Raw genomic sequence first — 15225 nt, 5'->3', positions numbered from 1 at the left:
GCCCTCCTTGATGGGTCATGAGCCGGTACTGCCGAGCAACTGCTCACGCAGCTCGGGGTTACGGGTTTTCGGGTCAAGCCAGATGGAAAAGAAAGCCTTGGCGAACTCACTGTCGGGCACGACATGCTGGAGTTTGTCGCCGACATAGAAACGCGCTTCGCGGCCGGGCAGGTAAACCCCGGTAATCTTCATGCCCGGCTTAACATCGACAAATGACTGGTTCATTTGCTGACGCCATTGCGCCAGTTGCTGATCGTTCACCTTCGACCCGGAAATACGCTTGATCTCATCGATACTGGCATCGACCAGATCTTCGCGGTCAATATCGCGATGGTAAGTCAGCTCAAGAGCCAGCGGCGCACTCGCTACAAAGGGTTTGGCGGGACTAAGCAACCTGGCCGTGTAGACACGAAAGCCGAACAGGCTGAGATCACCGCCACCGACAACCTGGGCATTGGGCAATGCCTCCCGCCAATCCGCCGAAGCGCCAGCGCTGAGCAACATCACCAACCATAGCCATCGTGGCGCACGCATCGGCAACCTCTGTGTAGGTCAGGTGCAGGCGCTGCCATGAAAGCATCGGCAGGCCGGGAATGAGAGAAGCCAGATAACTGACTCATGGCCGGAATCTATACCAGCAAAAACACTTTGTACAACCAATAAGGCAATTACCCTTTCGGGCGCTGAAAATAAAAAAGCCTGTTCCCGATCAGGTTCGGGAACAGGCTTCAGGGCTCAATACTTATCGCACCTTGAATTCAGGCGACCTGAGAGTGTGCCTGCAGACGGCTCTTTTGCCATTCGCTTTTCAGCGCCTGCAGCGTATTTTCCACATACGTGCGGTCGGCAGCCGCTTTTTTGCCGACATAACCCTGACCGCGGCGAAACATCTTCAGCGCAGTGCGCATCTGTGGATGAGCGTCACGGAATTCGTCTTCCTGGGTGAATGGCGACATGGCGTCGACATGGACTTCACCCGAATCGGCAATCCATACGATGTGGTTGTCCAGCGTGTCTTTGCATGCTGCAAACAGACGAGCCAGTTCATCAATAGTCGGTTGCTTGTTGATATTCATGTGATGCTCCTTCGCTCGTAGACCGTTCAATAATTGATACATCAAGTTCATGCGCCAGAGCGTCATCAATGCAACACACGTAAGTGTTGGTCGAATGTCGCTCCAGCCCCTCAAGGACATGCAGGTAGCCTTGATGAAGAGCCGCTACACAGCGGCATCAGCGTAGAGAGAAGAAGTCACGAAACCCAAAGACCTGGCCCAGGATCGGCAATCGATCCATTACAAGCATCATGAGGACGTTTCGCCAGCTTCTCGCCCTTATCGACGACAAATGCCAGTTCAGCTCCATCAATCTGCCTTGTGGGCAGCCTACATCCGGGAACATCTCGACGGCTTGCCGAGCCTGTTCAGTACACTTTTGCAGCGCTCCCGATCGGGGAGACAGCTGCATAATGCAAAAGGAAAACGGGTACGTCAACGATTATGTAGTGATTATTTTTAGTCACTACATAATCGTATGCGGGGCGGGGGGTTAGGTGAAATGGTGACTGGAGGGTCATGATTGGGGTCGACGATTATCGTGCCAATGCGCGTTGGCGTGCAGTTCTGGGCGCTCTGCGTCCGCCAAGCTTCATGATCAGCTCTACCTGAGCGCCGCCCGCTTGAAATACCCTTCGCAACCTACAAATTCCCGACAGCGCGCACATAGAATAAAACTACCGAGCGACAGACTGCCGACTGATTTCTCTCCCTTGGTCATCATAACGATAAGAAGTGATCCGCTGGTCATCGACAGTTTTGACAGGTAGAAATCGCGCTGGGTCCCACTCCGTTGTAATGGTACGAGCGACTGGTGTGCCACTTGCTTCGGTACGACTGACCTCAAGACCGCGATCATCGTAGGTGTAGGTAGTCACCAGGCCTTTCGCATCGGTCTTGGTCAGCATCAGACCGCGCTCGTCATACGTATAGGTGGAGTTGCTAGCAGGGCAATTTGCAGATGGCTCGCCTTCAACGGATATGACACGCTTGATGCCACCGATCTGTTGATAATGATAAATGGTGGTTTTGCCCAATTCGTTTGTGACCGTGCTGGAGCCGTCTGTGTTGTAAGCAACCTGAGTGAGGCCTGCACCATCGCTGTGCTGGCTACTGACTGCTCTCCCCTTCTCGTCGTAGGACCACGTTGCAAACCGGCCCCCGCGCTCGTCTGTGATGCCAGTGAGCAAACCAGTGTTTCGGGGGTCTTCGTAATGGTAATGCCTGCGGGCTGTCACTCCATTCTGAACACGCTCTACCTCAGTCAGATGAAGATTGGCATCGTACTTATAGTTGATGATTACTCCCTCAGAGCTGAAACTCAAAGGCTGATGTCTTGCGTCCTCCGTAAACGTCAATACTTGACCATTTAATGCAATGACTTTCACCTCCCGACCAGCGTAGGCCAGCGTGTATTGAATACTACCGGCCTCAGTTACCGACGTTAACCGACCTGCAAGGTCAAATTGATAAACTGTATTAGCTGGGCTCCTGTACTCCCATCCAGCCTCCAGCCTGACCAGACTACGATTGCCAGAATCATCGACGTACACGCCTTCAGACAACTTATAGAAAATGGCTTTTCCGTCCGCACTAACGAAACTTACATACTCACTTTCACTGGTTATATTTAAGTGAGCGGAATAACTATGCCTCCAAGAGCCATCCAGGCTATTGTAGAATCGCCCAAAAGCCAGACCCGATGAATGAACGTAATCTTTTTCATACTCGAACTTGTTACCCGATGCAGGCAAGATAGGGTTACCCACCCAGTCATTTTTTGCGGGCAAACCTTGCATTTTATCTACGCCGCACGTTCCAGTTGTGGGATTGTATTCGAGGCCATTAGCACAGCCATCACCAACCCGAAAAACAGTATAGTTTTCAGTAGAATAAAGCACGCTAAGGTCCGGCTTCATCCTAAAAGAAAACCGGCACCCCGCAACAGCCTTTACAGAATAATTAACAGGGTAATAAATATTAGCAATCGATATAGTATTTTCCTCGACTATAGTCATACTAAACTCTAGCTGTCGCAACACAGTGTCTCGACATGCTGCTTCAGCCGGCGGAAAAAAATTTATATTTTTAAAAGTCCACTGATATTCATCTGCAGCCGCGTCCGACGCTGCGACGCTGCGACGCTGCGACGCTGCGACGCTGCGACGCTGCGACGCTGCGACGCTGCGACAAGAAAAATAATGCTTATATACAACTTAAAACCCGTGATGCATCCTTTTTTATTATATCCACGCTCTGAAAAACTAAAATAATTATAGCAAAACCAACAACCAGCACAAAGGCAGTTAGCGCATTTAAATCTGCAGACACAGTAAAACGCAGCCATAAAAACTGACGATCAAAATAAACTTAGACGTGAAATTATCGCATCGAGTTCAATCAGCGAACTGTCTATCAATTTTTTCTCATCTACAGTCAAATGACGCCCAGCATCAAGAGTAACTCCATTTATTTCTTCCATCAAAGAAATCAGCGGAAATACAGCTTCTGCCCATTCTTCGGAATCGATTATCGCCCTAACACCTTCAACCCCTTGAATAAGACTATTTAAATTGAGCACACCGTCACGGTAATCGCTCACAAGACGATGCAATACAGAGACTTGGCGATCAAGAAACTCATTCATCATTAGATCCTTACTTAGGGATAACGTTGATTACTCTACCACCGCTGTTAGTGACTACCGTGACGCCGTTCGAACCAACGTGGACGGTAGTTCCTGGAGTATTACCCGAAGATGACTTACCATTCTGGATTGCATCTTCAACTGCTGACGGGGGCACACCTCGCCCCTGCATACGATCCAACGCATGTCCTGAGTATTCGCGGCCATCTATTTCAGTAGGCTCATTTGTACCAGACTCAACATCAATAGGACTTCCTCGTTGACCCGTCGGGGTACTTGCATCCTTGTCGCCACTATTGGGGAATTCTTCTGCAAAAAACCCTCCCAACAGGGCTCCCGTTACAGCGGTGCCTATGGCAGCACAAGCAGAAGCCGCTGCTTCTGCCGTAGCTGTACACGCTGCCCAACCGATACCAGGAACGAAACACAGTGCTAAAGGATTGAGTCCTTTAGGGTCGGTATATTTCAGCGGGTTGCCAAGCACGTATCCGAAGGTGTTGAGCCCACCACCCAACCCAATCGGGTCACTCTGCACATAACGCCCGGTATCCGGATTGTAATCCCGATAATAGTTATAGCTTAGCTGCGTTTGTGCATCGTAAATCTGTCCCGGAAACCGCAGCGCGATGCTTGTAGCCTTGCCATCACCGTCCACATCCTCCTCGGGTGAGCCGACACCATACGCATCGCTGTTCCATCGCCACAGCAGTGCCTGGGTGCTGTCTGTCGCCAGTCTTGGCGTGTTCAGGTGATCGACATGCAGGTAGATCAGTTTGCTGCTGCTTACCTCGCCCAGCGTGGAGAAGTTGGCCGTCAACTGTGCCAGTGGCATGTTGTCCAGCCAGAACCAGTATTGACCGCTGGTTTTCTGGCCGTTTCCGTCATAGAAGGTTTGGCCGATCAGTTTGCCGTTTGGATCATACAGGTAGGTGGTTGTACCCGCCAACGCCTGGCTTCCCATCACGTAAGCGCGCTTGATGATTCGTTGGCCTAACGCGTTGTACTTGTAGTCGGCAATTTTGTAGATGTTTGCCTGATAAACCTCGCTCAGACGGCCTTGGCTGTCGTAGGTGAATCGACGGCCATTGATCTGCGTGTGGTTACCCGCAGCGTCCACAGGCAGTGTGGAGCCATTGATGCTGGTAAGCCGGTTACTGTCTCTGGCATAGTTTAACGACTGAGTCTCAGTGGCATCGCTTGTGGTCAGATTGGTGGTGGTACGCTGAGTCCTGTTGCCTGTGGCGTCGAAGCTGTAAGCCTTTTTGACGCTGTTGGTTTGCTCCTGAGTCAGACGGCCCAGCGCATCATATTCATACTGGACCGCGCCCCACAGGCTGGTGGCCGTTTCGGAAATGTTGCTGTCAGCGTCGTAACGATAAGTCGTCTGCCAGTTACCGACCTGCTGCTGGGTCAGTTGATAATCCTGGTCATAGGTTCTCGACAGCAGGATACCGTTGCCCCAGGTCAGCGAATTGACTGGGCCGAATGGCTGGTAGGAAATGTTGCTTGCCAGTGTCGCCGTCTTGTTGCCAATTGCCAGCTTGACGCCTGTTACCTGTGCCGCGCTATTGCGGGTGTAGGTCAGGTTGATACTTGATGGATAGCCGATTTGCACCAGATTACGGGCAGCGTCATAACCGTAATTCAGCGTTTCGTAATAGTCGCCGCTGTTAACGCCCCACCAGCCCCTGCTGCTCAGCAAACCTGGCCAGTTCACGACTCCTGACTGCTGTCTGCTCTGCACCGGCACTCACCTTAATGACCAGTGAGTTGATGTCATTAACGTTGCGGTGGATCTCTATCGGCCACCAGGCTTTGCTCTTCAGCGGCCGAAGCGACCTGAATATTGCGGTCACTGATGTTCGCGATGCCTTCGGCGATTTCTTCCAGCAGTTCGCCAGCGCGTACGACGTTGCTGGCACCCTCCTGCGCAATGCCCAGGGTTTCCTGCATGGACGCGGCAGCGCGTTCGGAGCAGAACTGCAAGTTGGTCTGATCGGCGACGCCTCGGATGACACCCAATACCGAGGAAATGGCGTTGCTCTCGCCCTTGAGCTCGTCACAGCCTCAGGCAGATATTGCTGGGGCCAAGGCTCTTGCTTAGCCTGCGTCCATAGATATGACGCTCTGCTGCAATCCTGCCTCACTCCTCCCACCGCAACACCGTATAGGCCTTGCCTCGCCCCTCCATCGAATTCAACAACACCGTCACCTGCAGCCGCGCCATAGACCCCTCTGCCCTCTGCGCGCGGCTCTCGATCACCAGCACCTCCCCAGGATCGACGCCCACCGCGTTTCCTGTTGGCAGATTGAGTGCCATGCGCATCAGCGGGCTTGCGAAGGCCGGATCAGGTCGGTCGAAGCCGCTCCACAGCGTGATTTCAGGCAACAGCCTGCTGTACAGCGCTTGCGTCATGCTCGGCAGTTGCCGAACTTCTTCAAGCAAGCGAAATGGCGGCTGGCCGTGATTTCGCCGAACTTCGAGTTCACCGGCTATTTGACTGGCTTGCGCCTGACTCGCGCCGCACGCCATTGCCAGACGGGAAAAGTCTTCCGCTTGAGCGTTGTTCAGGTAGAGCTTGCCGTTCTCGCTGTGCAGGCTGACGTAGAGCTGCGTGTCGTCGAATTTCAGGGCTATTTCACGTGCGTCGGCGACCCACTTTTTGCGCTGCACAGGGTCAGCCAGGGCCTGCACCGCCAGCTCGACGCCAACCTCTGCGGCCAGCAGTGCCTGGCTGTGCTGGCGAAGATGCAGCGCCTGGCGATTTTCCAGTTGCACCCAGCCGGCCAGTGACCCCAGCAGCAGGCTGAGCAAGGCCATGACCCAAAGCACCACCAGCAATGCAATGCCACGCTGCGGCATCATGCACACACGCCATCGTTGGGGATTAACAGGTGCACCTGATCAGTCGCCGGACGCAGTCTCAAGGTACTGAAACGCGCCTGATGCCGGGCGTCGCTTACCGTCAGGTCCAGGCGAAACAGGCGCAGTTGGCCTTGACGTGTCGGTTGCCGGGCGACGCTCAGTTGCCAGTTGATACCGCCACCCAGACTGCCCTGGCGGATACCGTCAGCCAACGGCCCTACTGCTTCCTGATCCATCACGCTCATGGCGGCTTCGGTCAGGCGGTCGCTCTGCTCGGCCTGCGACAGGGAATGCACACTCTGGCCGAAGGCGACCAGCAGGACCGTGCTGCAAATGGCCATAAGGGTCAATGCGGCAAGCATCTCCAGCAAAGTGAACCCACGCTGGTGGCGTGCGGCGTCGGCTCGGCTCTCACACATGCGGTTCAGCCTCGGGGTCGCGGTAGGGCCCTTCAGGACGATGCTATTTTCTTTGAGTTCCGAAAGTATGCCGAGCCAAGCCGTCGCACAAGAACTGCCACTCGAATTCCTGCCGCCCGACAACCACTACAAAAAAGCCCGAGAGCTAACGCTCCCAGGCCTCTGAACACCCAACAACCCCCTTATCGTCAGCTCACTTTAAACCGTCCCACCAGCCCCTGCTGCTGCTCAGCAAGCCTGGCCAGTTCACGACTCGTGACCGCTGTCTGCTCGGCACCGGCACTCACCTGGATGACCAGCGAGTTGATGTCGTCGACGTTGCGGTGGATCTCTTCGGCCACCAGGCTTTGCTCTTCAGCGGCCGAAGCGACCTGGATGTTGCGGTCGCTGATGGTCGCGATGCCTTCGGCGATCTCTTCCAGCAGTTCACCAGCGCGTACGACGTTGCTGGCACCCTCCTGCGCCTTGCCCAGGGTTTCCTGCATCGACGCTGCTGCGCGTTCCGAGCCGGACTGCAGGTTGGCGATCATTTTCTGGATGCTGACGGTAGAGTCCTGAGTCTTCTTGGCCAGATTGCGTACTTCGTCGGCAACCACCGCAAAACCACGCCCCTGCTCGCCGGCACGTGCAGCCTCGATGGCTGCGTTGAGCGCCAGCAGGTTGGTCTGGTCGGCGACGCCACGAATGACATCGAGCACCGAGGAGATCGAGTTGCTCTCGCCCTTGAGCTCGTCGATGATCCGCGAAGTCTCTTCAGCCTGCACCGAGAGCTCCTGAATCAGGCCGATGGTGTTGTCGATTTCGGTCTTGCCCTGCACGGTGCTGTTGTTGACGCGTTGCGACATCTCGGCCGCGTCGGTGGTGCTGCGCGCTACATCCTTTACCGTGGCGCTCATCTCGCTGATGGCAGTAGCGACCTGATCGGTACCCTGGCGTTGTTGCGCCACGTTCTGATTGGTTTGCAACGCCACTGCGGAGGACTGCTCGGCAGCGGTGGCAACCTGCGCCGTGGCGCTGCCGATTTCGCTGATAACCTCACTGATCTGATGCGCCATGTTGTCAAGATTGCGTGAGATCTCGCCAAACTCATCCTTGCCGATATAGCCGGTCCGCGCGGTCAGGTCGCGGGTGGAAAGTGCCATCAATGTGCGGTTCACATCGACAACTGCGACCTTGATGTTGCGGATGATGACCGACGCCAGCCACAGCACTACGATCAGCATCAGGACGACAGTAGCAACCGCCACATACAGGCTGCTTTGAGCAGAGCTGCGCGCATCCGTTGCCAGGCCGACCACGTTCTGGCCAAGCTCTGCTTCTACCTGAGCCATCATGTCGATACGTACGGTGGCAAGGTTGAACCAGTCTTCCGGATTGACGTTGAGCGGATCACCCATCGGGGTATCGAAACCCAGGCGTTGCAAGCGCGCCACTTCCAGCGAGCCCGGCTGCTGCATGACGTCATTGAGTTTGGTCTTGAATACTTCAGGGGACCAGCGTTGAAACGCTTCGAGGTAACCGGAGAACTCTCCGAGGTTACGACTGAAGCGTGACAACAGGGGCGCGTCAAAGCGGTTCTGGTTGAATGCCTGGACCAGCAGCACGCGCTCGCGACCGGCACGTTCCTTCATGTCGATGAACTGGTTGAGCGAACTCAGGCCACGCAGTATTTGCGGATCTTCGATACTCGCCTCCAGCGAATAGGAGAACCCGACAAGTGTTTTGATAACGTCGGTGAAGCGCGTAGAGGACTCGGTGTTGTTGATCCCCAGCGTATCGATCTTGAGGCGCAACGCAGTCAGGTCATCCAGTGCACGGTAGACTTTGTCCGGACCGGGAATACCGTCGGTCGACTGGGCACGCATCTCGCTTATCGCCTTGTCGGTTTCCTGACGGAAGGTCTTCAATTTGTCCTGCATGGGCTTGCCGCCGCTGCCCAGAAACACGCCGCTGGCACCGCGCTCGCGCTGGATGGTAGTGACCACGTTGCTCAGTTTCTGTGCAACTGCGGTGGCTGTTACTGCTCGCCTCATGTCACCGAGGTTTTCGCTTTTGTCAGCGACGAACAAACCTGCAAAGGCCAGGAAGCCCAATAGGGGGAATATTAAAATAAGCAGCAGTTTCATACTCAAAGGAGCATTTCTAAGCATTGCAGACCTCATGACGTGCAGACTTTTCTATAAAGGCTATCCAGGGCGTAACGTTCTGTATTCGTCGACGTTTTTTTGTCGCCAGGGACTATTGGTTTATCAGCCTGCCGTAGCCGGTCTTGCTTCCGTATCACTGTCTCGGCTGCCTTCCGGGAAGCTTTACCCACTATTTGGATTTGTTAATTCAAATAGCGAACTTGATAAAGCAGAGGGCGTGAGAAGTTTGGATCCGCAAAGAAATGACCGCCTGGGGCGGTCATGATGAGAAGATAAATATAAAACACCGAGAGCGTCACCTGTAACAGCGATGACAATCTCGATAGAGAGAAGTTGCAACTTTTTTCTATTAAACCCATACGTTTTTATAATTGATTAACGCAGGTTGGTTTTCGCCAGCTCCAGCACCTCACTGCCCCGCCCGCTCATGATCGCGCGCATCATGTACAGGCTGAAGCCCTTGGCCTGGGCCAGCTTGATTTTCGGCGGGATGCCCAGCTCCTGCTTGGCAGTGACCACGTCGATCAGCACCGGACCGGGATGATCGAACGCCTTGCGCAAGGCGGCAGGCAACTCTTCGGCATCCTCGACACGCAGGCCGAGAATGCCTGCGCCCAAGGCAATCCCGGCGAAATTGGTTTCATGCAGGTCGGTGCCGTGCGGCACGTAGCCACTGGCTTTCATTTCCATATCGACAAAGCCCAGCGAGCTGTTGTTGAACACCACCATTTTGATCGGCAGGTTCAGTTGGCGGATGCTCAGCAGATCTCCCAACAACATCGACAGGCCACCATCGCCACACAACGCCACCACCTGACGATCCGGATGTTCGGCCTTGGCCCCCAGAGCTTGTGGCAAAGCGTTGGCCATCGAGCCGTGGTTGAACGAGCCGAGCAGACTGCGCTTGCCGTTCATGTGCAGGTAGCGTGCGGCCCACAGCGTTGGCGTGCCTACATCGACGGTAAAGATTGCATCAGCGTCCGCTTGCTCGTCGACCAATCGAGTGAGGTATTGCGGGTGAATAGGCGTGCCGTCTGGCGTAGGCGTGGCCAGTTCGTCCAGCTCTTCACGGGCCTTGGCGTAGTGCTTGAGGGCCTTGTCGAGGAAGCGGCGGTCGGCGTGCGGCTTGAGTTTTGGCTGCAATGCGTCGAGGGTTTCCCGTACCCCGCCGACCAGACCGAGCGCCACCGGCGTGCGGCGACCCAACTGTGTAGGGTCGAGGTCGATCTGGATGATGTTGGCTTTTTCCGGGTAGAAATTCCGATATGGGAAGCTGCTGCCGAGAATCACCAGCGTGTCGCAGGACAGCATGGCGTGATAGCCGGAGCTGAAGCCGATCAGGCCGGTCATGCCGACGTCGAACGGGTTGTCGTATTCAACGTGCTGCTTGCCACGCAAGGCATGAACAATGGGGGCGCCCAGCGTATCGGCCAGTGCAAGAATCTGCTCGTGAGCACCTGCACAGCCTGCACCGCACAGCAAGGTCACGGCTTTCGAGTCGTTGAGCATGTCGGCCATCGACTGCAAGTCGTTGTCTGCCGGGACGACAGCTGGCGGCGTGGGCTCAATCCATTTCGCTGCTACATCAGGGGATTCGCTGAGCGCTACATCGCCGGGCAAGACGATGACGGCAACACCTTTCTGGCTGATCGCCGCGCGCATGGCACGTTCCAGCACACGGGGGAATTGCTCGGGGTTGCTGACCAGTTCGACGAAGTGGCTGCACTCCTTGAACAGCTCCTGCGGGTGGGTTTCCTGAAAGTAATCCAGGCCGATTTCCGAGGAAGGAATGTGCGCAGCAATTGCCAGCACCGGCACGCGGTTGCGATGGCAGTCGTACAGGCCATTGATCAGGTGCAGGTTGCCCGGTCCGCAGCTGCCTGCACAGACCGCCAGCTTGCCGCTGGATGCCGCCTGGGCACCGGCGGCGAAGGCTGCGACTTCTTCATGACGGGTGTGCATCCAGCGAATCGAATCGGTGCGTTCCAGGCTGTCGGTCAGGCCGTTGAGGCTGTCACCGGACACCCCCCAGATGTGGGAAACACCTGCCGCTGCGAGGGTTTGCGCAAGATGGTCGGCGATGGTCTTGGACATTAGGGGTTCCTTGTCGAGGCAATAATGAATTCGGTAAAACGCGCGCAGCGCTCTGCTACGCCTGTTGTGGTCGACCCGATGAATTCTCGACAGTTCAGAAAACCTGAGCCCTGTTCAGGGCTCGGTCAGACAGTTTGCATTGGCAAACAATTCAGGCGTGCGGGTTGCCCGGCGCCTTGGCAGGGACTGCGTATTGCGGTTTGAGCTTGCCCTCGCTGTCGAGCAGCCAGGCATCGAGAATTTCCCGGACCACAGGACCCGCGACTCGACCGCCCGCTTCGCCGTTCTCGATGGTCACCGACACCACGATCTTCGGATGATCGGCTGGCGCGAAGCCGACGAACAAGGCGTTGTCACGGTTACGCTCCAGCGTCTTCAGACGGTTGTAACGCTCACCCTGCTTGATCGCCACCACCTGCGCCGTACCGCTTTTGCCAGCGATGCGGTACTGCGCGCCCTTGGCGGCATCGCGCGCAATGCCGCGCGGATCGTGCATGACCATCTGCATGCCGGTGTTGACCTGATTCCATTCATTGGGATCGCGCAGCACGATGTTTGGCATCGGGTGCTCATCAAGCGGCACGTCGTGGCCTACTTCCATCGCCAGGTGCGGTCGATGCCAGACGCCTTTGCTGGCAATCAGTGACGTTGCCTGAGCCAGTTGCAATGGCGTGACCTGCATGTAGCCCTGGCCAATGCCGAGAATCACCGTTTCGCCCGGGAACCAAGCCTGACGACGCGTGGCCCGCTTCCATTCGCGGGACGGCATAAGTCCTGCAGACTCCTCGAACATGTCCAGCGACACCTTCTGGCCGATACCGAACATGGTCATGTAATCGTGCAGACGGTCGATGCCGAGCTTGTGCGCCACCGTGTAGAAATAGGTGTCATTGGAACGCATGATCGCCGTGTCCATGTCCACCCAGCCATCGCCGCTGTGGTTCCAGTTACGGTATTTGTGGTCGAAGTCCGGCAGCTGGAAATAACCGGGGTCGAAGACCTTGGTCGAGGCTGTGACCACACCGCTGTCGAGACCGGCAATCGCCACCTCCGGCTTGACCGTCGAGCCCGGTGCGTAAAGGCCACGCAGCACCCGGTTGAACAGCGGCCGGTCAATGGAATCGCGCAGCGCAGCGTACTGCTTGAAGCTGATGCCGGTGACGAACAGGTTGGGGTCGAAGCTTGGTTTGCTGACCATCGCCAGCACTTCGCCGGTTTCCGGGTCCAGCGCAACCACCGAACCACGTCGATCACCCAGAGCGTTTTCCGCTGCGGCCTGCAAATGCGCGTCCAGCGTGAGGGTGATGTTCTTGCCCGGCACCGGGTCAGTATGTTTCAGCACCCGCAGCACGCGCCCCTGGGCGTTGGTTTCGACCTCTTCGTAGCCTACGTGGCCGTGCAGCTCGGATTCGTAGAAGCGCTCGATACCGGTCTTGCCGATGGATTGAGTGCCGCGATATTCGTTGTCGAGATGCGACGCTTCTTTTTCGTTGATACGCCCGACATAGCCAATCGAATGAGCAAAATGCGCGCCCAACGGGTAGTGACGAACGAACTGCGCTGCCACATCCACGCCCGGTAGCAGGTACTGATTGACCGCCAGTATGGCGATCTGCTCCTCGGTCAGCTCATACAGCAGTGTTGCGGGCTCGAACGGGTGGCGAACCTGTTTCAGTTCCTTGTCGAACAGAATCCGGTCTTCGTCGGGCAACTCCAGCAGGGTCATCAGTTCATCGATCACCTTGTGCCAGTCACCGGCGCGCTCACGGGTCAGGGTCAGGTTGAAACTGGGGCGATTGTCAGCGAGCACTTCGCCATTGCGGTCAAAGATCAAACCGCGCTCGGGCGGGATCGGCAGCACGTGAACACGGTTGTTTTCGGAAATGGTCGAGTGATAGTCGAACTCGGTGACTTGCAGGAAATACATGCGCGCGACCAGACAGGCAGCCAGCAGGCCGACCAGCACCGCGCAGGCAATCAGGCGCTGATTGACCAGCCGCGTCTCTTTTTCGTGGTCTTTCAGGGGAATTGGATTGGGCATTTCTACAGCTTCTCGGTGAAGGGCAAACGGCGCAACTAAACGTGTATATAAAGATTTCGGCGCGCACCATACCAAGAAGCGGCTGATTGCAGGCGATCAAGCCGACAATCGCAGGATGAAAAATCTGTCAGAAAAGACTCATTCGGGCGTGATCTGCAGCGTATTCGACGCTTCACGGGCCTGCATAATGCGCGGCAGATTGGTCTCGATCCAGGTAACGAGTGTTTCAACCTGCAAGGCGACTTCTTCGCCCATCGGGGTCAGCCGGTATTGAACATGCGGCGGCACCACCGGCAGTGACTTGCGGCTGACGAAGCCGTCCTGCTCCAGGTGCTGCCGGGTTTGCGCGAGCATTTTCTCGCTGACCCCGCCAATTTTGCGCCGCACCTCGCTGAAACGATGCATGCCGCCGCGCAAAACCACCAGCACCAGCACGCCCCAACGGCTGCAAACATGGTTGAGCACAATCCGTGAAGGGCAATCAGTGGCCAGTACCTGCCCCTGACGAACGAAGGCCAGCATGGACTCGACCGTTTCAGACTGTGGACGCGAGGCAGATTCACTCATGACGCTTACCTTTTTGTGCGTACTTACGAAAGGTAAGCATGATGACTATGCTGGCGCTTCCTTTCAACCTGATTCAAGGAATCCTTCCATGATCGTTGTCACCGGTGCCACTGGCCAGCTTGGCCGTATCGTCATTGAACAGCTGCTCACTCGTGTACCTGCCGGGCAGATCATTGCCGCAGTCCGCAGCCCGGAAAAGGCCAGTGACCTCTCGGCAAAGGGCATTCAAGTTCGTCATGCCGACTATTCGCAGCCGTCGACGCTGGACAGCGCGTTTGCCGGTGCCGACAAAGTGCTGCTGATTTCGTCCAGCGAAGTGGGCCAGCGCCTGCCGCAGCACAAGGCCGTGATTGATGCGGCGAAACGCGTCGGGGTCAAACTGCTGGCTTACACCAGTGTTCTGCATGCAGACGCCTCGGCACTGGGCCTGGCCAGAGAGCACCGCGAAACCGAAGATTACCTGCGCGACAGCAGGCTGCCTTATGTCCTGCTGCGCAATGGCTGGTACACCGAAAACTACACAGCAGGCATTCCCGGCGCGCTGGGCCATGGCGCGGTCATGGGCTGTGCCGACGAGGGCCGCATCAGTTCGGCGTCGCGCCTCGATTACGCTGAAGCTGCGGCGGTGCTGCTGACCTCCGGCGAGGATCAGAGCGGTCGCGTGTACGAGCTGGCTGGTGACGATTCCTACACACTTGCTGAGTTCGCTGCCGAGCTTTCAAAGCAGGCCGGCAAGACTCTGCCTTACGTCAACCTGCCGCAAGCCGAATTCAAAGCCGCGCTGATCCAGGCAGGCTTGCCAGACTTCGTTGCGCAGTTGCTGGCTGATTCCGACGCGGCCGCAGCCAAAGGCGCGCTGTTCGATGACAGTCACCAGTTGAGCGCACTGATCGGCCGTCCGACCACCAGGCTCTCTGCAACCATCGCCCAGACCCTGCAAGGCTAAGCGCGGCAAACCCGATCGAATGATTTGCAAACGTGAGGGTCCCAGTTGTTACGAGGCATTAAGCCATCGCCTGATACCAAAGACTGGGAGTCTTTACATGAATAGCAAATCGTTGATCGCCTGCATGACCTTGCTCGGCTGCTTCTCCGCCGTCACCCTGCCCGCTCACGCAGAGACGGCGGACCCGAAAGTCACCGAATCCAAGGACAACGCCCATGAGCTGGAAGTAGGCTCCCGCGTTCCGGAAAAATATCGCCGCAGCGACCTGGAAGTGAAGGACTGGAAAAGTAAAGGCCTGGAAACACCCGCCAAGGAAAGCGAATGGGTAAAGATTAACGACAAGTACGTGCGTTTCCAGAAGGTCAATGGTCAGATTATGGACATCGTGCCGGTGAAGAAGTAAGGCTTACGCGCTTCGCTTTTTATGCTCTGCGTGAGCATGC

Annotated in this window: 12 protein-coding genes and 2 pseudogenes; 2 read left to right on the top strand and 12 right to left on the bottom strand. The window is 56.2% G+C overall.

Annotated elements, in window-relative coordinates:
* Positions 1-15: 15 nt before the first annotated feature.
* The 12 genes and pseudogenes from AC4ANE_RS13045 to AC4ANE_RS12990 all read right to left on the bottom strand — a co-directional run bounded on the left by AC4ANE_RS13045 (position 16) and on the right by AC4ANE_RS12990 (position 13836).
* Positions 16-534: a chalcone isomerase family protein gene (locus AC4ANE_RS13045; RefSeq protein ID WP_002553794.1), complete on the bottom strand. Its 519-nt coding sequence runs from the start codon at positions 532-534 to the stop codon at positions 16-18.
* 224 nt (positions 535-758) lie between these two features.
* Positions 759-1076 (bottom strand): hypothetical protein, encoded by a 318-nt coding sequence (locus AC4ANE_RS13040; protein ID WP_002553795.1) that lies wholly within the window; start codon positions 1074-1076, stop codon positions 759-761.
* A gap of 656 nt (positions 1077-1732) precedes the next feature.
* Positions 1733-3073, bottom strand: coding sequence for a DUF6531 domain-containing protein (locus tag AC4ANE_RS13035; protein WP_460408966.1), 1341 nt, complete (start codon positions 3071-3073; stop codon positions 1733-1735).
* Between the two features lie 341 nt (positions 3074-3414).
* A complete protein-coding gene (locus tag AC4ANE_RS13030) occupies positions 3415-3702 on the bottom strand; it encodes a hypothetical protein (protein WP_031597223.1) in 288 nt (95 codons plus the stop codon).
* 427 nt (positions 3703-4129) lie between these two features.
* Positions 4130-5380, bottom strand: a pseudogene (locus AC4ANE_RS13025) (RHS repeat-associated core domain-containing protein); the annotation flags it as partial.
* Positions 5373-5760, bottom strand: a pseudogene (locus AC4ANE_RS13020) (chemotaxis protein); the annotation flags it as partial. The pseudogenes AC4ANE_RS13025 and AC4ANE_RS13020, both read right to left, overlap by 8 nt.
* A gap of 85 nt (positions 5761-5845) precedes the next feature.
* Positions 5846-6568, bottom strand: a complete 723-nt coding sequence (locus AC4ANE_RS13015) for a general secretion pathway protein GspK (RefSeq protein ID WP_044423844.1) — start codon at positions 6566-6568, stop codon at positions 5846-5848.
* Positions 6565-6987 (bottom strand): type II secretion system protein, encoded by a 423-nt coding sequence (locus AC4ANE_RS13010; protein ID WP_002553800.1) that lies wholly within the window; start codon positions 6985-6987, stop codon positions 6565-6567. The genes AC4ANE_RS13015 and AC4ANE_RS13010 overlap by 4 nt, the downstream gene beginning before the upstream one ends.
* A 188-nt stretch (positions 6988-7175) precedes the next feature.
* A complete protein-coding gene (locus AC4ANE_RS13005) occupies positions 7176-9137 on the bottom strand; it encodes a methyl-accepting chemotaxis protein (RefSeq protein ID WP_002553801.1) in 1962 nt (653 codons plus the stop codon).
* Between the two features lie 372 nt (positions 9138-9509).
* Positions 9510-11228, bottom strand: coding sequence for a ubiquinone-dependent pyruvate dehydrogenase (gene poxB, locus AC4ANE_RS13000; RefSeq protein WP_002553802.1), 1719 nt, complete (start codon positions 11226-11228; stop codon positions 9510-9512).
* Positions 11229-11379: 151 nt separating this feature from the next.
* Positions 11380-13269 (bottom strand): penicillin-binding protein 2, encoded by a 1890-nt coding sequence (gene mrdA, locus AC4ANE_RS12995; RefSeq protein WP_002553803.1) that lies wholly within the window; start codon positions 13267-13269, stop codon positions 11380-11382.
* Between the two features lie 138 nt (positions 13270-13407).
* On the bottom strand, positions 13408-13836 hold the full coding sequence (locus AC4ANE_RS12990) for a winged helix-turn-helix transcriptional regulator (RefSeq protein WP_002553804.1): 429 nt from the start codon (positions 13834-13836) through the stop codon (positions 13408-13410).
* A gap of 88 nt (positions 13837-13924) precedes the next feature.
* On the opposite strand from AC4ANE_RS12990, the gene AC4ANE_RS12985 reads away from it, so the two are divergent.
* Both AC4ANE_RS12985 and AC4ANE_RS12980 read left to right on the top strand, forming a co-directional pair.
* A complete protein-coding gene (locus tag AC4ANE_RS12985; protein ID WP_002553805.1) occupies positions 13925-14782 on the top strand; it encodes an SDR family oxidoreductase in 858 nt (285 codons plus the stop codon).
* A 97-nt stretch (positions 14783-14879) separates the two neighbouring features.
* Positions 14880-15185 carry an RcnB family protein gene (locus AC4ANE_RS12980; RefSeq protein WP_002553806.1) on the top strand — a complete coding sequence of 102 codons (306 nt, stop codon included), beginning with the start codon at positions 14880-14882 and terminating at the stop codon, positions 15183-15185.
* Positions 15186-15225 lie beyond the last annotated feature (40 nt).

Source organism: Pseudomonas sp. Pme6b (assembly GCF_058129925.1).
The sequence above is the reverse complement of the archived record's forward strand: the minus strand, read 5'-3'. Positions and strand labels throughout refer to the sequence as shown.